Annotated in this window: 18 protein-coding genes and 1 riboswitch; of the genes, 4 read left to right on the forward strand and 14 right to left on the reverse strand. The window is 72.6% G+C overall.

Going from position 1 to position 19,954, the window contains the following annotated elements:
* Positions 1 to 18 precede the first annotated feature (18 nt).
* The 6 genes from Saso_RS00590 to Saso_RS00615 form a co-directional block, all read right to left on the reverse strand.
* Positions 19 to 786 (reverse strand): endonuclease/exonuclease/phosphatase family protein, encoded by a 768-nt coding sequence (locus tag Saso_RS00590; RefSeq protein WP_189916889.1) that lies wholly within the window; start codon positions 784 to 786, stop codon positions 19 to 21.
* A 125-nt stretch (positions 787 to 911) separates the two neighbouring features.
* Complete coding sequence (locus Saso_RS00595; protein ID WP_189916890.1) at positions 912 to 1,865, reverse strand: ROK family glucokinase; 954 nt, start codon at positions 1,863 to 1,865, stop codon at positions 912 to 914.
* A 67-nt stretch (positions 1,866 to 1,932) separates the two neighbouring features.
* Positions 1,933 to 2,445, reverse strand: a complete 513-nt coding sequence (locus tag Saso_RS00600) for a DUF5304 domain-containing protein (RefSeq protein WP_189916892.1) — start codon at positions 2,443 to 2,445, stop codon at positions 1,933 to 1,935.
* 80 nt (positions 2,446 to 2,525) lie between these two features.
* A complete protein-coding gene (locus Saso_RS00605; RefSeq protein ID WP_189916894.1) occupies positions 2,526 to 3,698 on the reverse strand; it encodes an ArsA family ATPase in 1,173 nt (390 codons plus the stop codon).
* Positions 3,699 to 3,791: 93 nt separating this feature from the next.
* Positions 3,792 to 4,256: an SRPBCC family protein gene (locus tag Saso_RS00610; protein WP_189916896.1), complete on the reverse strand. Its 465-nt coding sequence runs from the start codon at positions 4,254 to 4,256 to the stop codon at positions 3,792 to 3,794.
* Between the two features lie 153 nt (positions 4,257 to 4,409).
* Positions 4,410 to 5,165: a metallophosphoesterase family protein gene (locus Saso_RS00615; protein WP_189918458.1), complete on the reverse strand. Its 756-nt coding sequence runs from the start codon at positions 5,163 to 5,165 to the stop codon at positions 4,410 to 4,412.
* 383 nt (positions 5,166 to 5,548) lie between these two features.
* Here Saso_RS00615 and Saso_RS00620 point away from each other — a divergent pair, with 383 nt between their 5' ends.
* On the forward strand, positions 5,549 to 7,345 hold the full coding sequence (locus Saso_RS00620; protein WP_189916898.1) for an AMP-dependent synthetase/ligase: 1,797 nt from the start codon (positions 5,549 to 5,551) through the stop codon (positions 7,343 to 7,345).
* 28 nt (positions 7,346 to 7,373) lie between these two features.
* Here Saso_RS00620 and Saso_RS00625 read toward each other — a convergent pair whose 3' ends face one another.
* Positions 7,374 to 9,026 (reverse strand): GMC oxidoreductase, encoded by a 1,653-nt coding sequence (locus tag Saso_RS00625; protein ID WP_455712507.1) that lies wholly within the window; start codon positions 9,024 to 9,026, stop codon positions 7,374 to 7,376.
* 52 nt (positions 9,027 to 9,078) lie between these two features.
* Positions 9,079 to 10,221 carry a glycosyltransferase family 4 protein gene (locus Saso_RS00630; protein WP_189916902.1) on the reverse strand — a complete coding sequence of 381 codons (1,143 nt, stop codon included), beginning with the start codon at positions 10,219 to 10,221 and terminating at the stop codon, positions 9,079 to 9,081.
* Between the two features lie 78 nt (positions 10,222 to 10,299).
* Between Saso_RS00630 and Saso_RS00635 the strand changes: the two genes are divergently transcribed.
* Complete coding sequence (locus Saso_RS00635; RefSeq protein WP_189916904.1) at positions 10,300 to 11,550, forward strand: glycosyltransferase family 87 protein; 1,251 nt, start codon at positions 10,300 to 10,302, stop codon at positions 11,548 to 11,550.
* Here Saso_RS00635 and Saso_RS00640 read toward each other — a convergent pair.
* From Saso_RS00640 to Saso_RS00660, 5 genes are all read right to left on the reverse strand, one after another.
* On the reverse strand, positions 11,523 to 12,728 hold the full coding sequence (locus tag Saso_RS00640) for a hypothetical protein (protein ID WP_189916907.1): 1,206 nt from the start codon (positions 12,726 to 12,728) through the stop codon (positions 11,523 to 11,525). The genes Saso_RS00635 and Saso_RS00640 overlap by 28 nt on opposite strands.
* Positions 12,729 to 12,767: 39 nt before the next feature.
* Positions 12,768 to 13,787, reverse strand: a complete 1,020-nt coding sequence (locus tag Saso_RS00645) for a C40 family peptidase (RefSeq protein WP_189916909.1) — start codon at positions 13,785 to 13,787, stop codon at positions 12,768 to 12,770.
* Positions 13,788 to 13,994: 207 nt separating this feature from the next.
* The gene (locus tag Saso_RS00650; protein WP_189916910.1) at positions 13,995 to 15,035 is read right to left on the reverse strand and encodes a C40 family peptidase; all 1,041 of its coding nucleotides are present in this window, start codon (positions 15,033 to 15,035) and stop codon (positions 13,995 to 13,997) included.
* Positions 15,036 to 15,246: 211 nt separating this feature from the next.
* A complete protein-coding gene (locus Saso_RS00655; protein WP_189916912.1) occupies positions 15,247 to 16,590 on the reverse strand; it encodes an NYN domain-containing protein in 1,344 nt (447 codons plus the stop codon).
* Between the two features lie 67 nt (positions 16,591 to 16,657).
* The gene (locus Saso_RS00660) at positions 16,658 to 16,897 is read right to left on the reverse strand and encodes a hypothetical protein (RefSeq protein WP_189916914.1); all 240 of its coding nucleotides are present in this window, start codon (positions 16,895 to 16,897) and stop codon (positions 16,658 to 16,660) included.
* A gap of 172 nt (positions 16,898 to 17,069) precedes the next feature.
* Here Saso_RS00660 and Saso_RS00665 point away from each other — a divergent pair, with 172 nt between their 5' ends.
* Together Saso_RS00665 and Saso_RS00670 are read left to right on the forward strand one after the other, a co-directional pair.
* Positions 17,070 to 17,855 carry a rhomboid family intramembrane serine protease gene (locus Saso_RS00665; RefSeq protein ID WP_189916916.1) on the forward strand — a complete coding sequence of 262 codons (786 nt, stop codon included), beginning with the start codon at positions 17,070 to 17,072 and terminating at the stop codon, positions 17,853 to 17,855.
* A complete protein-coding gene (locus tag Saso_RS00670; RefSeq protein WP_020129992.1) occupies positions 17,852 to 18,133 on the forward strand; it encodes an Lrp/AsnC family transcriptional regulator in 282 nt (93 codons plus the stop codon). Before Saso_RS00665 ends, Saso_RS00670 begins: the two co-directional genes overlap by 4 nt.
* A gap of 61 nt (positions 18,134 to 18,194) precedes the next feature.
* Here Saso_RS00670 and Saso_RS00675 read toward each other — a convergent pair whose 3' ends face one another.
* Positions 18,195 to 19,559: an aminotransferase class V-fold PLP-dependent enzyme gene (locus tag Saso_RS00675; RefSeq protein WP_189916917.1), complete on the reverse strand. Its 1,365-nt coding sequence runs from the start codon at positions 19,557 to 19,559 to the stop codon at positions 18,195 to 18,197.
* A gap of 182 nt (positions 19,560 to 19,741) precedes the next feature.
* Positions 19,742 to 19,858: riboswitch (SAM riboswitch) on the reverse strand.
* Positions 19,859 to 19,954 lie beyond the last annotated feature (96 nt).

The following is a 19,954-nucleotide window of genomic DNA, read 5'->3' on the forward strand; positions in this document are numbered from 1 at the left end:
GCGCGGTGCGGGGCGCGGCTACGGCCCGTCCTGCGCGGCAGGGATCCGGAGGGCGGCAAGGACCGGAAGGTGGTCCGTGGCCGCCCTCAGATCGCTCCCGGTGACGCCGGGCAGTCCGGTCGGCACCCCGCAGCCCAGCACCTCCACGCCCTTGGTCACGAAGATCGCGTCGATACGGCGGTCGGGGTCCTTGGCCGGGAAGGTGTGCTCGGCGCCCCAGGGGGCCGTCGCGCGGCAGTCCTGGAGGACGGAGGTCAGCCGGCCGAAGGCGCGTCCGCCGGGGCCCTCGTTGATGTCCCCGCCCGCGACCGCGTGCGTCACCCCCAGGCCGGCCAGGCGGTCGAGCAGCATGCCCGCCTGTTCCTGGCGCTCGGCGGCGGACAGGCCGAGGTGGCAGGCGACCACACCGAGCCGGGCGCCCGCGATGCGGACCACGGCGGTGGCCAGGCCGCGGCGGAAATGGCCCGGGGTGAGGGGCAGCAGCACGTCCTCGGTGCGTTCGACGGTCGCCCGCAGCGAGCACAGGACGGCGGGCCCCGCCGCCGTGCCGCCCCCGGTGAGGATCACCAGCCCGGAGTCGGCCGCGAGCCGGGCGAGCTGTTTGCGCCAGCGGAAGAAGAGCGGGGCCTCCTGGACGAGGACCAGGTCGGGGGCGCAGGCCGTGATGACCCGGGCGACGGCGTCGGTGTCGTCGCGCAGGGAGCGGACGTTGTAGCTGAGGACCCGGACGACGGCCGAACCATCCGGCTCGGTGCGGGAGTTGGCGAGGGGCGAGGTCGTCGGCATGGTGATCAAGATACGCCGTTGCGTCCCGTACGTCCGGAAAGGCGAACGGGGGCTGCGAACAGCCCCCGTGTTTGCCACGACGTCCGGTACTCCGACCGCCGGTGCGGCCGGTGTGCCCGGCGTTCCTACATGATCGGGTCGGGCTCTCTCGCCAGGTCCGCCGCGCCCACCAGGCCCGCCTTGTTGCCCAGCTGGGCCGCGATGACGTCCGCCACCGGACGCCAGTTCCCGCCGACCAGCCAGCGCTTGTACGACTTGCGGATCGGGTCGAGGACCAGCTCGCCCTCGTCCGACAGGCCGCCGCCGACGATGAAGGCGGAGGGGTCGAAGAGGGAGGCGAGGTCGGCGAGGCCCGCGCCGGCCCAGCGGGCCAGCTCACGATAGGAGTCGACGGCGACCGGGTCGCCCTGGCGGGCGGCCATGGAGATGTGCTTGCCCTCGATGCCGTCGGGGCTGCCGTCCCCCAGGCCGAGCAGGATCTCGGCGTTCTCCGGGGTGGCGTTGGCGCGCTGCTTGGCGTAGCGCACCAGGGCGCGGCCGGAGGCGTACTGCTCCCAGCAGCCCTGCGAGCCGCAGCCGCACAGCAGGCCGTCCGGCACCATGCGGATGTGGCCGAACTCGGCGGCGACGCCGAAGTGGCCGCGGCGCAGCTTGTTGCCGATGATGATGCCGCCGCCGAGGCCGGTGCCCAGGGTGATGCAGATGACGTTGCGGTGGCCCTTGCCCGCGCCGAACTTGTACTCGCCCCACGCCGCGGCGTTGGCGTCGTTCTCCACCACGACGGGGAGGCCCACGCGGGCCTGGACCTCTTCCTTCAGCGGCTCCTGGCGCCAGTCGATGTTGGGGGCGAAGTAGACCGTCGAGCGCTGCCGGTTGACGTAGCCGGCGGCGCCGATGCCCACACCGACGATGTCGTGCCCCACGCGCGCGCCGTCGACGGCGGCGGCGATGGCGTCCACGATGCCCTCGGGCGTGCCCGGGGTCGGCACCTGGTGGGTCGAGAGGATGTTGCCTTCCTCGTCGACCACACCGGCCGCGATCTTCGTGCCGCCGATGTCGACGCCGATGGTGAGTCCCATGAATCCCTCAGTTCCGGTCGAGCCCCGCTACGGCCAACCGTACCCGAGGCCCTGCCCCCGAAGGGCTTCAGTCCAAGTCGATGCGCTGGCCGGGACCGGTGTCGTCGCCGCCGCGGCCCTGGTCGCCCGGCGCGGTCCCCGGGTCGTCCGTACCGGTCGTCCAGCGTCGTTCCTGGGTCTGGACGGCGGAGCGGTAGGCGGCGAGGAGCTCGCTGCCGGCCGCGGCGAGGTGGTCGAAGACATCCGGGTTGCGCTCGATGACGGGCTCCACGGCGGCCTTGGCCTGCTGCACGACCTGCCGGACCACCTGCTGCGCGGCGGGTCCGGCGACCGCCCCGAGCAGCGGGGACTGGATCGAGGACAGCTTGTCGCCGACGGCGTCGACGAGCCTGCGCAGCTCCTCGGCGGCCGAGCCCGGGGGCCGGTCGTCCTGGGCCCGGCGGCGGGCCTTCTCCGCCGCCAGGTCCTCGGCTGCGGCGGTGGCCCAGGCGTCGGCGTCGGTGGCGCGGGGCCGCTCGCCGGAACCCGCGGCCTGGGCGGGCTCCCCGGCGGCGTCGGGCGTGGGGCGCTCTTCGCTCATGGCGGACTCCTGGTGACTCCGGTCGACGAGACCTGATGACGGCTCGTCCCTACGACGTTACCCGAACGGCGGAACGTCGTTCAGTGCGTCTGCGGCCAGAGCGCGGGATCCGGCGCGAACCGCACGCACAGCTCCCCGTCGCGCAGGGCGGCGCCGTCGACGGTGCAGCGGCGCAGGACGGAGGGCAGCGCGACGATGCGGCGGAACGGTCCCGCCGTGACGACGAGTTCGTCGCCGCGCCGGACGAGGTCGAGCTCGTCGCGTATGGCGCCGGGCAGCGGGAGGTGCCAGACGAGCACGCCGTCGGCCGCGAGGCGGTCCTCGACGGGCCACTCGACCGGGGTGGGCTCCGGGTTGACGGCGGGCACGGCGAGCCCGGCGAGGTCGTCGGCGCCCCGGGGGTCGTGTCCGAGGTGCGGGACGGGGCGGGCCGCCTCGCCCCACTCCCCCAGGACCTTGCGCTGCTGGGTGACGAGCCGGCCGAGGGGGCCGTCGTCGGCCGGCTCGGGCAGCACCCGGTTGGCGACGAGCGACTCGACGGGCAGGGCGCGCAGGGCGAGGCCGAGGCGGGCGTCCCGGACGGCGTCGGCGCCGGCCGGACCGGGCTCGGCGACCAGGCGCACACAGGTGCCGGGGTCGGCGAGGACGGCCGAGACGGCGGCCAGTTCCATGTCCCAGCGGGCGGTCGTCTCGTACAGCCACTCGGCGGGCATCGGGACCCCGGCGAGCCGGCCGAGCATGGGGCGCAGGGCGCGGGCGGCCTGCCGCTCCGGCGGGAGGAGCCGGCGCAGATAGCGGCGGAGCTCCTCCGGGAGGGCCAGCAGGGCGAGGGCCTGCGGGACGGGCGGCAGATCGACGACGAGCAGTTCGTGCGAGGCGGCGCCCTCGGCGAGGGCGGCGTCCCGCAGGGCGCGCAGCAGAGTCAGTTCCTCGGCGCCGGGCAGGGGGGTGACCTCCTCCGGGTCGAGCCGGGAGGCGCCGAGCAGGTCGAGGACGGTGGAGGCGCGGTCCTGGAACCCGGCGAGGTCGTCGCGGAAGCCGGCGGCGGCGTCGGGGCGCCAGGCGGTGAGGCACGGGCCGACGGTGACGGGGCGCGCCCCGGTCCGCGCACCGAGCGCCGCGCCGAGGGTGTCGGTGCGGTCGGCGCTGAGGACGAGGGTGCGGACGCCGTCCGCCGCCGCGCGCTGTGCGGTGGCGGCCGCGACGGTCGTGCGTCCGCTGCCGCCGGGTCCGGTGATCAGGATGGTGCGCATGAGGCTGAACCGTAACGGAGCCCGGGGCGGGCCCCCGACCTCCGGCTTCCGGGTGACCGGCCGCAGCGTCCGGGCGCCTTGCGGACGGCCGGGCTACTTCCCGGGGGCCTGGGTGCCGGTCCCGCCCGCTTCCACGCGCTTCTTCAGACCGGCGAGGGCACGGTCGATGATGACCTTCTCGGCCTTGCGCTTGATCATGCCCAGCATGGGGATCTTGACGTCCACGGTCAGCTGGTAGGTGACCTCGGTCGCGCCCGCGCCGGCGTCCTTGAGGAGGTAGGAGCCGTCGAGCTGGCGCAGCATCTGGGACTTCACCAGCGTCCAGGACACCTCGTTGGCGCCGGTCCAGGTGTAGCCGAGGACCTGGTCGTCCTTGATGGCGCCGGCGTCCATGACCAGGCGGACCTGCTCGGCGCGGCCCTGTCCGTCCGTCTCGAGGACCTCGGCCTGCTTCACCTCTCCGGTCCAGTCCGGGTAGCGGGCGAAGTCGGCGATCACCGCCATGACCTCGGCCGGTGCCGCCTCGATCGTGATGCTCGAGCTGGTGTGTTCCGCCATCGCCGTGGCTCCTCCGGATGCGGGCCGGTCAAGGTAGAGAAGAAGAGGACACCGTGCGCCAGCCGCCGCGCACGTGTGTGCAGCGTGAAGGCTACCGCGCGCCCGACCTGCCGCCTTCACCCGGAGTCGCCGCACCGGCCGGACCGCGCCGGGTCACCATTCCAGCGCCCACGGCTTCCCGCTGCCCGCGAAGTGCCCCACGTTGACGCATTCGGTCGCGCCGATGCGCATCCGGGGCGCGAGCGGCTGGTGGACGTGCCCGAACAGCGAGTAGCGGGGCCGGGTGCGGCGGATGGCGTCCAGCAGCGCCCGGCTGCCCCGCTCGAAGCGGCGGGCCACGGTGTCGTAGACCAGCTCGGGCACCTCGGGCGGGATGTGGGTGCACAGCACGTCCACCTCGCCCACGGCCTCGATCTTCGCCGCGTACTCCTCGTCGCCGATCTCGTACGGCGTGCGCATGGGGGTGCGCAGTCCGCCGCCCACGAAGCCGAAGACCCGGCCGCCGATCTCCACCCGCTGCCCGTCCAGCACCGTGGTGCCGGGCCCGGCGAACTCGGCCCACAGCTGCGGCATGTCGACGTTGCCGTAGGTCGCGTACGTCGGGGTGGGGAACGCCGGGAACAGTTCGGCGTACTGTCTGCGGACCGCCTGCTCGATCAGCGCGGCGCGGTCGCCGCCGATGCCGCTCCACAGCCGGGCGCCCAGCTCGCGGGCCTCCTCGAAGCGGCGGGCGGTGCGCAGTTCGACGAGGCGGTCGGCGTTCTCCACGCCGAAGAGGTCGGGGAAGATGCCGCGGGAGTGGTCGGCGTAGTCCAGGAACAGGACCAGGTCGCCCAGGCAGATCAGCGCGTCCGCGCCCTCTCCGGCCCTGGCCAGGTCGCGCGCGTTGCCGTGCACGTCACTGACCACATGGATACGTGTCCGTCGGTTTGCGGGCGGTGTGGATGCCATGTCGATCAAGGGTAGGCGTGTGCGGCATACGTGAACAGTGGCGGCCCGGATACCGGTTACTGGCCAGTCAGTAAAGCGGTGGACTACTGTCGAGCCGGAAACAGCAATCTGTGTGACGCAGCGAACATCTCGCGGACCCCCCTGTCGAAAAAGGCATACCGGCGGGTAACGTCCGGGCAGTCCAGTCGTACTCAGGATTTCAACCACCGAGATCACCGGTATCCGCCGGCTCTGCGGTACCCACGAGATCCACCGAGACACCTGAGTGCAGCCCGAGCCTTGGACCGCACCGTCGCATCGCACAACGTCGTGGCGCCGGCGCCCTATGAGGAGCAGCAGTCTTGCGCGAGTTCAGCCTTCCGGCTTTGTACGAGGTCCCTGCGGACGGCAATCTGACCGACATCGTCCGCAGAAACGCCGCGCAGCATCCCGACGTCGCCGTCATCGCCCGCAAGGCGGGGGGCGCCTGGCAGGACGTGACGGCCACGGCCTTCCTGGCCGAGGTGCACGCCGCCGCCAAGGGCCTCATCGCCTCCGGCGTCGAGCCCGGCGACCGGGTCGCCCTGATGTCGCGCACCCGCTACGAGTGGACGCTGCTCGACTTCGCGATCTGGTGCGCCGGCGCGGTCACCGTCCCGGTCTACGAGACCAGCTCCCCCGAGCAGGTGCAGTGGATCCTCTCCGACTCCGGCGCGACCGCCGTCGTCGTCGAACTGGACGGCCACGCGGCGGCCGTGGAGTCGGTGCGCGAGTCGCTGCCCGCGCTGAAGCACGTCTGGCAGATCGAGGCCGGCGGGATCGAGGAGCTCGGGCGGCTCGGCCGGGACGTCTCCGACCAGGTCGTCGAGGAGCGCAGCTCGCAGGCCGGCGCGGACGACCCGGCGACCATCGTGTACACCTCCGGCACGACCGGGCGGCCCAAGGGCTGCGTGCTCACCCACCGCAGCTTCTTCGCCGAGTGCGGGAACGTGGTGGAGCGGCTGCGTCCGCTGTTCCGCACGGGCGAGTGCAGCGTGCTGCTCTTCCTCCCGCTCGCGCACGTCTTCGGCCGGCTGGTGCAGATCGCCCCGATGATGGCGCCGATCAAGCTGGGCACCGTCCCGGACATCAAGAACCTCACCGACGAGCTGGCGTCCTTCCGCCCGACGCTGATCCTGGGCGTGCCGCGGGTCTTCGAGAAGGTCTACAACTCGGCGCGCGCCAAGGCGCAGGCCGACGGCAAGGGCGCGATCTTCGACAAGGCGGCGGACACCGCGATCGCCTACAGCAAGGCGCTGGAGCTCCCGGGGGGCGCGCCCCTCGGCCTGCGGATCAAGCACAAGGTCTTCGACCGGCTCGTGTACAGCAAGCTGCGCGCGGTCCTCGGCGGCAGGGGTGAGTACGCGATCTCCGGCGGCGCCCCGCTGGGCGAGCGCCTCGGCCACTTCTTCCGCGGCATCGGCTTCACCGTCCTGGAGGGCTACGGCCTGACGGAGTCCTGTGCCGCGACCGCGTTCAACCCCTGGGACCGCCAGAAGATCGGCACGGTCGGTCAGCCGCTGCCCGGTTCGGTCGTGCGGATCGCGGACGACGGGGAGGTGCTCCTGCACGGCGAGCACCTGTTCAAGGAGTACTGGAACAACCCGGGCGCGACCGCGGAGGCGCTGGCCGACGGCTGGTTCCACACCGGTGACATCGGCACCCTCGACGAGGACGGCTATCTGCGGATCACCGGGCGCAAGAAGGAGATCATCGTCACCGCGGGCGGCAAGAACGTCGCGCCGGCCGTGATCGAGGACCGGATCCGCGCGCACGCGCTGGTCGCGGAGTGCATGGTGGTGGGCGACGGGCGGCCGTTCGTGGGCGCGCTGGTCACCATCGACGAGGAGTTCCTGGGCCGCTGGGCTTCCGACCACGGCAAGCCGGCGGGTTCGACCGCGGCGTCGCTGCGCGAGGACGCCGACCTTCAGGCGGCCATCCAGTCGGCGATCGACGACGGCAACGCCGCGGTCTCGAAGGCGGAATCGGTGCGGAAGTTCCGCATTCTCTCCTCCCAGTTCACGGAGGACTCGGGCCACCTCACGCCGTCCCTGAAGCTCAAGCGCAATGTGGTGGCGAAGGACTACGCGGGAGAGATCGAGGCGATCTACGCCAAGTAACTCTCCTCTCCGTCGTGCTGACGGTGCGTCATGGCGCGGTGTCCTCCACGAGGACCCGCGCCATCGTGCGTTCGGCGAGCGCGGTGATGGTGACGAACGGGTTCACGCCGATGTTGCCGGGCACCAGTGATCCGTCGGTGACGTACAGCTTCGAATACCCCTTCACCCGGCCGTAGTCGTCGGTCGCCTTCCCCAGTACACAGCCGCCGAGCGGGTGGTAGGTGAAGTCGTCGGCGAAGACCTTGTTGGACGAGCCGAACAGGTCGTAGCGGTAGATGGTGGCGTTGGCCGCGTTGATCCGGTCGAAGAGCTTCTTGGCCATGCCCGAGGAGACGGCGCTCTGCGCGGCGCTCCAGCCGAGCTTCACCCCGCCCGAGGCGCTGTCGTAGGTGAACGAGGCCCGCTGCGGGTTCTTGGTGATCGCCAGATAGAGACTGACCCAGTGCTCGAGCCCCATGGGCAGCGGGGCGATCTCCGCGAAGACGGGGTTCGCGGTGTTGGCCCAGTCGTCTATGCCCATGACCGGCATGGTCGACTGGTTGGCGCCGACGGTGTCCCACAGGTGGTTGGCCCGCCCGAGCATCACGTTCCCGTTGGTGCCCCAGCCCGCCCCGACGGACGCGTCCAGCGCGGGCAGGGTGCCGGTCTCCCTGGCCCGGACGAGGAGTTCGCTGGTCCCGAGGCTGCCGCCGCCGAGGAACAGGTAGGTGCAGCCGTACTGCTTGGTCTCGACGACCTTGCCCGTGTCGTCGATCCGGTCGGCGGTCAGGACGTACGTGCCGTCGTTCGCCCGGCTGATCGTGCGTACCTTCTCCATGGTGTGGACGGTGACGTTCCCGGTGCCGAGCGCCGACGCCAGATACGTCTTGTCGAGGCTCTTCTTGCCCTGGTTGTTGCCGTAGATGACCTCCTGGCCGAGAGCGGATCTCGTGGCGGTGCCCGCGGCCTCGCGCTGCATGTAGCCGAAGTCGTAGACGCTGGGCACGAAGGTGGTCTTCAGGCCGGTGTTCTGCGCGTGCTTGCGGGAGACGCGGGTGAACTTGTACCACTCGGTCGACTCGAACCAGGCGGGGTCGACGCTGTTGACGCCGAGCATGGCGCGGGCGCGCGGGTAGTAGGTGGCGTACATCTCCGCCGCGTCGACGGTGGGGAACTGCTCGGCGAAGTACGACCGGAGCGGGGTGACGGCCATGGAGCCGTTGACCAGGGAGCCGCCGCCGACCCCGCGGCCCACGAAGACGGACATGTTGTCGAAGTGCACGCGGTCCAGGACGCCCGGGTACAGCCCGATGTCCTTGTTGACGAGGTCCAGCCACAGGAAGGTGGCCAGCGGCGCCTCGGTGCGGGTGCGGAACCACATGGACCGCTGGTCGGGACTGGCGGTGTTGCAGAAGACCTTTCCGTCGGCGCCGGCGGTGTTCCACAGCCGGCCCATCTCGATGACGAGGGTGCGGATGCCCGCCTGGCCCAGGCGCAGGGCGGCGACGGCGGCCCCGTAGCCGGAGCCGACGACGACGGCGGGGGCGGATTCGACCGCCGCGGGCTCCGCCGCGCGGGCCGACTGGAGGCCGACGCGGGTGAAGCCGAGCGTGGCCGCCGTCTGGAGGGCGGCCATACCAAGGATTTGACGTCTTGTCAGCTGACTGTCGGTCAGCTGATGCTGTATCAGTTTTGCTGTCATGTGCGCAGCATCGGCGGATTATCCGCTTCCGCCTAGGGCGCGGCGGGAAAAGCTAGAGCAACGTCTTCAACTTCTCCGCCAGCAGGTCCCAGCGCCACTTCTCCTCCACCCAGGCCCGCCCCCGCTCCCCCATCCGGCGGCGCAGCTCGGCGTCCCCGAGCAGCGCGACGACCCGCTCGGCGGTGTCGGCAGGGGAACCGCCGCGCACGACCCATCCGGTCTCCCCGTCGAGCACCGCGTCGGGCGCCCCGCCCGAGTCCCCGGCGACGACCGGCAGCCCGGTCGCCGACGCCTCCAGGTAGACGATCCCGAGCCCCTCCACGTCGAGTCCACCGCGCCGCGTCCGGCACGGCATCGCGAAGACGTCCCCGGCGCCGTAGTGGGCGGGCAGCTCCGACCAGGGCACCGACCCGGTGAAGCGCACCGAGTCCGCCACCCCGCGCTCACGGGCGAGTCTGCGCAGGTCCTTCTCGTACGGGCCGCCCCCGACGATCAGCAGGACCGCCTCCGGCTCGGCGGCCAGGATCCGGGGCATGGCGAGGATCAGCGTGTCCTGGCCCTTGCGCGGCACCAGCCGTGACACGCACACCACCACCGGCCGGTCCGACAGGCCGAGCCGCGCCCGGACCTCCTCGCCTCCCGAGCCCGGGTGGAAGGTCTTCTCGTCGACGCCCGGCGGCAGCTGGGTCATCCGTCCGGCCGCGTCGGCGCTCAGCGCGCCCGCGATCCGCGAACGGGTGTACTCGCCCAGGTAGGTGATCGTGTCGGTGCTGTCGCCGATCCGGGCGAGCAGCTGCCGGGCCGCGGGCAGCTGCGCCCATCCGGCCTCGTGCCCGTGGGTGGTGGCCACCAGCCGCTCGGCGCCCGCCCGCCGCAGCGCGGGCGCCATCAGACCTAGCGGTGCGGCCGCCCCGAACCACACCGACGTGCAGCCGTGCTCCCGCAGCAGCCCGGCCGCCCGGCGGGTCGCCCCGGGCGTCGGCAGCAGCATCGTGGTGGAGTCCCGCACGACGGTGAAGGGCTGCTCGGCGTCGAAGGCGGCCGTCGCCTCGACGCCCTCGCGCGAGCGCTTCCAGGTGGACGCGTGGACGACGATCCGGTCGGGGTCGAGCCGCAGCGCCATGTTGTGCAGGAACGCCTGGATACCGCCCGGGCGGGGCGGGAAGTCGTTCGTCACGATCAGGGTCTTGTGCATCGCAGCCGACCTTATCCAAACACGGTTCACAGCCGCGTCCGGGCGCGCTCCACAGCCCGCGGGGAGATCATGTGCGCCATGGACACGACGGCTGCGAGGCGGCACCTGACCTGCCTGCTGACGACCTGGGGCGTGACCCGGCTCGCGCTGCTGCTCTTCGTCTTCAAGGTGTTCGTCTTCCCCGGCCCGGACGTGACCACCGACGTGTCCGTCACCTATCGGGGCTGGTACGAGGTGCTGGGCACGGGCGTGTTCCCCGCCTCCGACGTCACCTGGCAGTACCCGCCCGCCGCCGCCCTCGCGCTCCTGTCCCCCGGACTGCTGCCCTTCCTCGACTACGCGTCCGCCTTCTTCGTCCTGGCCTTCCTGGCCGACCTGGCCGTCCTCACGCTGCTGCTGAACACCGCTCTGCGGCCCGGCCGGTCGGCGCGCGGCCCCTGGCTGTGGGTGGCGGGCGTGCCCCTGCTCGGGCCCACCGTCTACTCCCGCTACGACGTGATGGTGACGGCGGTCGCGGTGGCCGCGCTGGTCGCCGGGGTCCGGCACCCGCGGGTCATGGGGGCGCTGACCGGGCTGGCGGTGCTGATGAAGGTGTGGCCGGTGCTGCTGCTGGCGGGGGCCGTGCGCCGGCGTGCCTGGACCGCGGCCGTGGTCACCGCCGGGGCCCTGGCCGCGCTGTTCGCCCTGGCCGCGCCCGGGGCCTTCGCCTTCCTCACCTTCCAGCGCGACCGGGGCACCGAGGTGGAGTCGGTGGGCGCCCTCGCCCTCCATGTGGCCCGGCGGGCCGGCTGGCCGGGCGAGGTGCTGCTGCGTTACGGCTCGCTGGAGTTCACGGGCCCGCACGTGGAGGTGGTGGGCGACGTGGCCCTCGGGCTCACGGCGGTCGCCTTCGGCTGGCTGCTGCTGTGGCGGCTGACGGCCGGGCGCTTCACCGCGCGGACCCTGCCGGAGGCGGCGTTCACGGCGGTGCTGCTGTTCACCGTCACCAGCCGGGTGATCAGCCCTCAGTACCTCGTGTGGCTGATCGGCCTCGCGGCGGTCTGCCTGTGCCGGCGGTCCGGCGTCATGGGGCTGCCCGCCGTCCTGGTGCTGGCGGCGTCCTGCGTGACGGTGGTGGAGTTCCCCGTCCGCTTCGCGGACGTCGTCGCGAGCAGCACGCTCGGGGTGTCCCTGATGTTCCTGCGCAACGGCCTGCTGGTGGCCGCCGCGCTCACGGCGGCCGTACGGCTGTGGCGCTCGACCGTGCGCGGCCGCACTCCCCTCGCGAGCCCCGGCGCCGCAGCGCACGGTGGCCGGACGGCTCACTCGGCCAGCCGAGTCCTCAGATAGTCCTGCCAGTCCGCCGTGAACCGCGTGAGAGAGGTGCCCAGCACGCTCCGCAGCGCGCCCTCCACCGCCCCCGGCCGCTTCTCGTGCTCCCCGACGGCACGGTAGAACGCGTCCAGCTTCACCTCGCCCCACCGCTCGGCGATCATCCGGCAGGCCAGCCAGCCGCCCTCGTAGGCCTTGGCCAGCCGCTGGGCGTCGCCCGAGAAGCCGAAGTCGCCGTCGCCGGGCAGGGCCGCCGGGACGGTGCCCCCGGTGACGGCGTGCTGGAGTTCCGGGGCGGCCTCGGCCGGGGTGCGGCCGGTGCCGCGGTAGCCGACCCAGTCGGCGTACCCCTCCGACAGCCACAGCGGGGTGGCCGCGCCGGTGTGGGCGCGCGTGGCGACATGGGTGGCCTCATGCGTGAGGACCACCTGCCGACCGACCCGGCCGAGCATCCCGTACGCGTCCGGGTTGACGATGATCCGGTCGGCGGGCGCCCTGCTGCCGCCCCCGGTCTCCCCCGTGGTGACGGCGGCGATCCCCCGGTAGGAGGAGGCCGGCGAGCCCAGCAGCCCCGCCATGCCCTCCAGCGACCTCGGCACCAGGACGACGACCCGCCCCGCCCAGTCGGTGCCCCAGGCCGCCGACACCTCCGGGACGGCGTCGTCGGCGAGCTCCGCGAAGGACCGCAGCCGCTCACCGCTCTGCCCGACCCCCAGCACGAGACTGTGCTCGCCCGTCACGGCCTTCACCGGGCCCTGGTCCCACAGCTGCTCGCCCGCCTTCGCCGCGGGCCGCTCCGAGGTCACCCGCCACCTTCCGGACCCGTCCCGGGTCAGCCGCAGCGTGCGGGCCGCGGTCACGGGGGCCTTGTCGTAGCCCTGGACGCGATAGCTCAGTTCGGCGTCGGCCGTGGCGCGGTCGCCGCTGCGGCGCAGGTCCGTCACCCGGTACGACCAGGCGGCCAGCGGCACGGTCCGCGCGGCCTCGTAATCGGCGGCCGCGCCGGTGGCCGCGTAGGCGCTCGGGTCGTGGCCGAGCAGCGCCGCCGCCCGCCGGTCCAGCACCCGCTGCACATCGGCCCGCGCGTGGTCCGCGGCGGACCGCCCGCCGCAGCCGACGAGGGGGACGAGCAGGCAGACGAGCAGCAGACAGAACCCCCGGATCCCGGGTCCGCGCGCCCGCCCTCGACCAGCCATCGTCCCGATCGTACGGCCGTGACCCCGCGCGGGCCCCGGTCAGGGCCTGGTGACCGACGACACCGGCATCATCCCGACCGGGTCGTAGCGCACCGGCGCGCCCGGGTAGGGGGCGTGGATGACCTGCCCGTTGCCCACGTACATGCCGACATGGCTGGCGTCGGAGCGGTAGGTCACGATGTCGCCGGGCCGCGCCTCGGAGAGCGGGACGCGGCGGCCGGCGTGGGCCTGGGCCTGCGAGGTGCGCGGCAGGGCGATCCCGGCCTGCGCGTACGACCACTGCACCAGGCCCGAGCAGTCGAAGCCGCCGGGCCCGTTGGCGCCCCAGACGTACGGCTTGCCGAGCGCGGAGCGCACCGCCGCGACGGCGGCCCCCGCACGGCCCGAGACCGGGCCGGAACCCGGTGCCGGCATGCCGTCGCGGCCCGAGCGGGAGGCCCGGTCGTAGGCGGCGCGGTCGCCCGGCGGCAGGGCTTCGAGCAGCCGCCGCGCCTTGGCGAGCTTCTGCTCCACGGTCCGCTTGTGACGCCCCACGGCCGTACGGCTCTTCTCCAGCTCGGCCAGCTTGCCGGCCGCCTCGGCACGCTCCTGGGCCAGTTCGCGCAGGGCGCCCTGGAGTTCCTTCAGCTCGCCTGCCTGGTGCGCGGTGATCCGGTCGAGGACGGACGCCTTGGCGAGGTAGTCCTCCGGGTCGCGGGAGAAGAGCAGCGCCATGGAGGGGGCGAGGCCGCCGGAGCGGTACTGCGCGCCGGCGAGTGAACCCAGCCGCTCGCGCAGGCCGTTGACGCGCTCCTGCTGCCGCGCGATGCGGTCCTGCGCGGTGCCGACCTGCTCCCGCAGGGTGTCGGCCCGCTCGTCGGCGGAGTTGTAGGCCTCGGTGGCCTGCTCGGCCTCCTCGTAGAGACGGTCCACCTCGGCGCGGGTGTCGTCGTGCGGAGCGGCCGTGGCCGGTACGGCGGACACGGCGCCGAGTGCGGCGGCCGCGGCGGACAGCACGCCCAGGGCGCTGGACGCGCCCCGGTCGAACCCGGACTGTGCAAGGCGGCGATGGGACCCCACGGGAAGCCGCGCTCCTTCCACCGATGACAGGGAAACGCGGCAGACAGTAGCCGCGCGACCGGGGGTCGGCCAAAGACATCGGTGGCGACGCACAGTGACGCCCCGCCGCTGACGCAGGTCACCGGCGGGGCGTGGGGTCACTTTCGGTTGTCGTGATTCGCCCGTTCGGGCGGCGTGGTGTCCTGATCTTGAAGCGGACCAGGACCGTCAGACGCGGACGCCGAACATGAACGGGCCACCGATCGTGCTCATCGACTCGTAGCGCACGACGGTTCCGGTGCGCGGGGCGTGGATGATCTGGCCGTTGCCGGCGTAGAGGCCGACGTGGTGCAGGTCGTTGAAGAAGAACACCAGGTCGCCGACCTTGAGCTGGCTCTGCGAGTAGATGCGCGTGCCGTCGTTGGCCTGCGCCTCCGAGGTCCGCGAGATGCCGACACCGGCCTGCGCGTAGGCCCAGGAGGTCAGGCCCGAGCAGTCGTAGGTGGAGGTGCCGGTGGCGCCGTACTGGTAGGGCTTGCCGAGCTGGCTCTGCGCGGCCTGGAAGGCGGCCATCGCGCGGCCGGAGCCGGCGGGGGCGTCACCGAGGTCGACCCGCTCGCCGGCGTCACGGCTGGCGCGGGCGTCGGCGGCCGAGAGAGCGGCCTTCTCCTTGGCCGTCAGCGTGTTGAGGAGCTGGCGGGCCTCGGCGAGCTTGGCCTGGACTTCCTTCTTCTTCTTGCCCAGTTCGGTACGGGTGGTGGCGAGGTCCTTGAGCTTGGCGGACGCCTCGGTGCGCTGCTGCGCGAGTTCGCGCTGCTTCTCCTGGATCTTCTTCAGCGCCTCGACCTGCTGGGCGCTCAACTGGTCGGCGGCCGAGGCCTTGTCCAGGAAGTCGTCCGGGTTCGAGGAGAGCAGCAGCTGGAGGGAGGAGTCTATGGACCCGGTGCGGTACTGGGCGGCGGCGGCGAGACCCATGGAGTCGCGCAGCTCGTTGAGGTCCGCCTGGCCCCGGGCCACGTTGTCCTGGATGGTGGAGATCTCCTTCTGGAGCTTCTCCTGCTTCTCCTGGGCCCCGTTGTACGTCTCGGTGGCCTGCTCGGCCTCCTCGTAGAGCTTGTCGACCTTGGTCTTGACCTCGTCCTTGGTGAGCTTCTCGCTCGGCGCCGCGTTGGCGGCCTGGGAGCTCAGCACGACGGCAGCGGCGGCTGCGGTGGTCAGCACGGTCACGCGCGCGCGACTCGGCTGCTTCGGTCGACGGTGGGACGCCACGGAGACGGGCTCCTTCTTTTGAGTGATCACCCGTGTGGAGATTCGAGCCCTGACCTTAGTGACCTCGCCGTGATCAGTTCAAATCCTCAGGAGAAAAAAACCCCTCACGCAACGCAGTTTTTTCAATCAACTCACGTGCAGTCATGCTCGATTGACGCTACGTTGCGTGACGATCCCGCCAATTCGGTCATTGAGCCCGGAACTTCGACGTTCAGGACAGTCGCTTCAGAAGTACCGCGGAAGCCACCGGACGGGCACCCGCCTCGGCGATCCCGTCGGCCACCTCACGGTCGGTCGAGGCGACGATGACCGGCCGCCCCGGCGGCTCGGCGCGCACCAGCTGACGGATCAGCTCGTCGGCCGTGACCCCCGGCTTGGAGAACAGCACCCGCACCCCGCGCGGCGGCGCGAGCAGCACCGGAGCCGCCAGTTCGGCCCCGTCGAAGACACAGGTGACCTCGGCGCCGGTCTGCGCGGCCAGCTGCGAGAGCTGCCCGAGGAGCCTCAGCCGCTGCTTCTCCAGCGGCATCTGCGGATAGCCGGTCTTGGTGACGTTGTAGCCGTCGACGACAAGATGGGCCTGGGGCAGCGCGAGCAACTGGTCGAGAATGGCCGGATCGTTCTCCGACAGGGCGCGCGTCGCGATGTCCTTGGGGGTCATCCGCCCCGGCTCGACCGCGTCGACGGTCTCCGCCGGACGCACCGACACCGGCGGCAGTGCCAGTTCCCTGCGCAGCCCCTGGGTCGCGTCGAGCACCGTGTCCAGCAGCAGCCGCACCCGCATGTCCTCGACGCTGCGCCCCTCGCGCGCCGCACGCCGGGTGGCCTCCAGCGTGGCCTCCACCTCGGCGAGCCGCCCCTTCAGCCGCCGGGACTCGCTCTCCGCGGCGGACACCTGGAGCTGCCCCTCGGCGCGCAGCCCCTCCAGTTCGGCCCGCACCTTGCGCAGCGCGGCCTCGCCCCGCTTGACGTCGCTGAGGGCCGAACGCAGCTTGCGGTGCAGCGACTCGGTCTCCTTCTTCGCCGCGTCCAGCTCGGCGCGCAGCGAGACGGTGTCCGCCCGGGTCTGGTCACGCGCCCGGTCCAGCTCCTCGCGCAGCCGCTCCAGTTCGGCCCGGCTCTCCTCGCCGGCCCGCTCGGCGTCCGCGCGCTGGGCCTCCTCGCCGGCCGCGGTGACCAGCTTCACCCAGCCGGCGGGCCGCAGCACATAGGCCGCGGCCGCCACCTCGTGCGGATCCGCGGCCGGGGTCGGCGAGCCGGAGTCGAGAGCGCCGGCCAGTTCCGGCTGGGCCTCTCTGAACTTCTCGGCGATGCGCTGTCTGAAGAGCGGGTCGGTCTCCAGCGCGGCCGCCATCGCGTTGCCCGCGAACTTCGCCCGCCGGTTCGGCGCGAATCGGGCGTACTGGCGCAACTGGGCGGGCAGTTCGCCGACGGTCAGCCCGCCGAACCCGTCGGAGACGATCTGTACGACCCTGCGCCGGACGCCGTCCGGCAGCGGACGGTCGAGCATCTCGGCGGCGCCGTCGCCCGGCCCCCCGCCTGCGCTCTCCACCATCCGTCACACCCCAATACTGTGCGGGGCCCCCGCTCTCGGACTCACGCGAGCGGGGGGACCTCCGTCGTCAGGAACCGGCGCCCGGCCGGTCCACGAGTTCCACCTGGTCCACGGCGTTGCACCAGCGGCACCGCACCGACTCGATCGTCTCATCGACCACGTCGCGCTCCTCGACCTTCGGCTCGCCCGCGAGGTCGAGATGCACGTACTCGACGACCTTCGACGAGCGCGTCACGTCGAACCGCGTGAGGTTGCCGCAGAGCGTGCAGCGCCACCGCGTCGTATCGGTCGGCAGGGGAACCGTCATCGTGGCAGTCCGCTTCCTTCTCGTGTCGTGCTCGCTGTCGCCGGGTAGGGCCGGAGGCTCCCCCGCGTGTGTGGCTCGTAACCCTACGGCCTGGCGGGTACTCGCCGCCCGTCCGTCCACGGCGGCGAGGCGGCCCGGGGTGATCCGTCCCGTTACGTCATGCTCTGTAGCCATGCTCAGCAACTGGAACCGGACGGCCGCGGCGGCGGTCCGGAAGACCCCGGCGCCGGTGACCTACGGCCTGATCGCCCTGTGCTGCCTGATCTTCCTGATCGGCCCCGCCTCGGGTTTCAATCCGCTCTACGGCTCCGGCGACGCGCTGCCGGCCGTGCAGCGGGCCTACTTCCGGCGCTGGGGCGTGGTGCCGGCCCAGCTCTTCGAGGGCGCGCCCCGGGCCGTCCTGACCCCGGTGACGGCCCTCTTCGTGCACGGCAGCTGGGTGCACCTGCTGGGCAACATGCTCTTCCTCCACGTCTTCGGGGCGATGACCGAGGAGCGGATGGGGCGCCTGGAGTTCACGCTCTTCTACACGGGCTGCGGGTACCTGGCCCTGCTCGGCTACGCCGCGGCCAACGCGGACTCGCCGCAGTCCCTGGTCGGCGCCTCCGGGGCGATCTCCGCGGTCCTGGGCGCGTTCGTGTACCTGTTCCCTCGGGCGCGGGTGACCAGCCTCCTGCCGTTCCTGTTCTTCCTGCCGCTGCGCTTCCCGGCGTGGGTCGTGCTGCCCTTCTGGGCGGCCCTTCAGTGGGTGGCGGCCGGGCGGGCCGCCCAGGGGCCCGGCGTGGCCTACCTGGCCCACCTCGTGGGCTTCGGCCTGGGCCTGCTGTACGCGTGGGCCCGGTTCGGCAGGGAGAGGGGCCACGAGGGCGGCCCGGGAACGGCGGCGGCGGGAGACGGGCGGGCGACTAGAGTGAAACCCGCCCCAGCTCCGGCCCCCGAGGGAGAGAACCAGCCGTGATCACCGCGATCGTCCTCATCAAGACCAGCGTGGACCGGATCCCCGAGATCGCGGAGCGGATCGCTTCGCTGGACTCCGTGAGCGAGGTCTTCTCGGTCACCGGGACCTACGACCTCATCGCCATGGTGCGGGTGAAGGAGCACGAGGACCTGGCGGAGGTCATCCCGGGCAGCATCAGCAAGATCCCCGGAGTCGAGGGGACGGACACCCACGTGGCGTTCCGCACCTACTCGCAGCACGACCTGGAAGCCGCCTTCGCCATCGGCCTGGACTCCTAGGCCCCCGCGGCGCGGGCGCCGGCCCCTTGGGGAGCCGGACCCGGGCCGCCGTCCGGCCGGGTCAGCCGACCGCCGGGACGCAGCGGCCGTCCTGCGTGCGGTACTGCCAGCGCGCGCCGTCGCGGACCAGCTCGCGCACCGCGTCCACGAAGCGCTCCACGTGCTCGTCCGGAGTCCCCGCGCCGAAGCTCACCCGGATCGCGTTGAGGGACTTCTCGCCGGGCGCGGCCTCGGGGGCCCCGCACTCGCCCTGCGTCTGCGGGTCGCCGCCCAGTAGCGTGCGGACCAGCGGGTGCGCGCAGAAGAGCCCGTCCCGCACCCCGATGCCGTACTCGGCGGACAGGGCGGCGGCGAAGTGGGAGCTGTTCCAGCCCTCGACGACGAAGGAGATCACGCCGACCCGCGGGGCGTCGTCGCCGAACAGCGACAGCACCTTCACCTGCGGGACCTCGGCCAGACCGGCCCTGACCTTCGCGATCAGGTACTCCTCCCGGGCGACCAGGGCGTCGAAGCCGGCCTCGGTGAGGGCCTTGCAGGCCGAAGCGATGGAGTAGGCGCCGATCACGTTCGGGGAGCCGGCCTCGTGGCGGGCGGCGCTGTCGTGCCACTCCACCTCCACTCCCCCGTCCTCGCGCCGGGTGACCTTGCGGCTGGCGCCGCCGCCCGCGAGGTAGGGGTCCGCCGCGCTCAGCCAGTCGGCGCGGCCGGCCAGGACGCCCGCCCCGAAGGGCGCGTACAGCTTGTGGCCGGAGAAGGCGACCCAGTCGACGTCCAGGTCCCGTACGGAGACCGGGTGGTGCGGGGCCAGCTGGGCCGCGTCCAGGACGATCCGGGCGCCGTGCGCGTGCGCGGCCGCCGCCAGCTCGCGCACCGGCCACAGCTCGCCGGTGACGTTCGAGGCGCCCGTGACGCAGACCAGGGCCGGGCCGTGCGGGTCACGGCCGGCGAGGGCCCGCTCCAGGGTCTCGACGGCCTGCTCCGGGGTGCGCGGGGCGTCGAGGCAGGTGACCCGGGCGTCCTGCCAGGGCAGCAGCGAGGCGTGGTGCTCGGTCTCGAAGACGAAGACCTGGCAGCCCGCGGGCAGGGCACGGGCCAGCAGGTTCAGGGAGTCCGTCGTCGAGCGGGTGAAGACCAGCTGGTCGTCGGGGCGGCAGTCGAGGAAGTCGGTCACCGTCCGGCGGGCGTTCTCGAAGAGGTCCGTCGAGAGCTGGGAGAGGTAGCCGGCGCCGCGGTGGACGCTGCCGTAGTAGGGGGCGTAGGCCGCCACGTCGTCCCAGACGCGCTGGAGGGCGGGGGCGCTGGCCGCGTAGTCGAGCGCCGCGTAGGTGACCTCGCCGCCCGTCACCAGCGGGACGGTGACATCCCGGCCGAGAACGGGCAGCTGTGCACAAACGGTACGGGCGGCGGCAGCGGTGGGGACGGACATGGCGAACTCCCGTGAGAGGCAAGGGGGAACCGCCGTGCGAGCGGACAGGGCTCGAGCACGGAGGAAGGTGAAAAGGGGGTGTGCGGAGGCGGGGCTCGACGCCCTAGCGCATTCGCTTGCTCACGGAAGGCTCCCTCGAACGACCAGGACCCCTGGCGGTACTCACTCGAAAGAGTGCGAGGGGTCCGCGCTTGCCATAGACCTCGCTGCCTACGGCCTGGTCTTCACCCGGGGCACCCCGCCACGGACGGAGGGTTGCCGGACAGTCGGCCGGGGCCTCATGACTGTCACTCATGACCTGGTACAGGAACCTACGCGACGTGATCGCCGCCCCGCAACCCGTGTCCGGATCGCGGGACGGCCCGCCCGGGACCGGGCCCCGGCCGGGCGGGGGA

Origin of the sequence: Streptomyces asoensis (genome assembly GCF_016860545.1) — a bacterium.
Taxonomy (GTDB): domain Bacteria; phylum Actinomycetota; class Actinomycetes; order Streptomycetales; family Streptomycetaceae; genus Streptomyces; species Streptomyces asoensis.

Coding starts and splice junctions, on each gene's coding strand:
- Saso_RS00600 (WP_189916892.1), bottom strand. CDS start 2,445: ATGAGCGAAGAGCGCCCCACGCCCGACGCCGCCGGGGAGCCCGCCCAG.
- Saso_RS00675 (WP_189916917.1), bottom strand. CDS start 19,559: ATGTCCGTCCCCACCGCTGCCGCCGCCCGTACCGTTTGTGCACAGCTG.
- Saso_RS00625 (WP_455712507.1), bottom strand. CDS start 9,026: ATGACAGCAAAACTGATACAGCATCAGCTGACCGACAGTCAGCTGACA.
- Saso_RS00665 (WP_189916916.1), top strand. CDS start 17,070: ATGCTCAGCAACTGGAACCGGACGGCCGCGGCGGCGGTCCGGAAGACC.
- Saso_RS00605 (WP_189916894.1), bottom strand. CDS start 3,698: ATGCGCACCATCCTGATCACCGGACCCGGCGGCAGCGGACGCACGACC.
- Saso_RS00640 (WP_189916907.1), bottom strand. CDS start 12,728: ATGGCTGGTCGAGGGCGGGCGCGCGGACCCGGGATCCGGGGGTTCTGT.
- Saso_RS00610 (WP_189916896.1), bottom strand. CDS start 4,256: ATGGCGGAACACACCAGCTCGAGCATCACGATCGAGGCGGCACCGGCC.
- Saso_RS00630 (WP_189916902.1), bottom strand. CDS start 10,221: ATGCACAAGACCCTGATCGTGACGAACGACTTCCCGCCCCGCCCGGGC.
- Saso_RS00595 (WP_189916890.1), bottom strand. CDS start 1,865: ATGGGACTCACCATCGGCGTCGACATCGGCGGCACGAAGATCGCGGCC.
- Saso_RS00655 (WP_189916912.1), bottom strand. CDS start 16,590: ATGGTGGAGAGCGCAGGCGGGGGGCCGGGCGACGGCGCCGCCGAGATG.
- Saso_RS00590 (WP_189916889.1), bottom strand. CDS start 786: ATGCCGACGACCTCGCCCCTCGCCAACTCCCGCACCGAGCCGGATGGT.
- Saso_RS00635 (WP_189916904.1), top strand. CDS start 10,300: ATGGACACGACGGCTGCGAGGCGGCACCTGACCTGCCTGCTGACGACC.
- Saso_RS00660 (WP_189916914.1), bottom strand. CDS start 16,897: ATGACGGTTCCCCTGCCGACCGATACGACGCGGTGGCGCTGCACGCTC.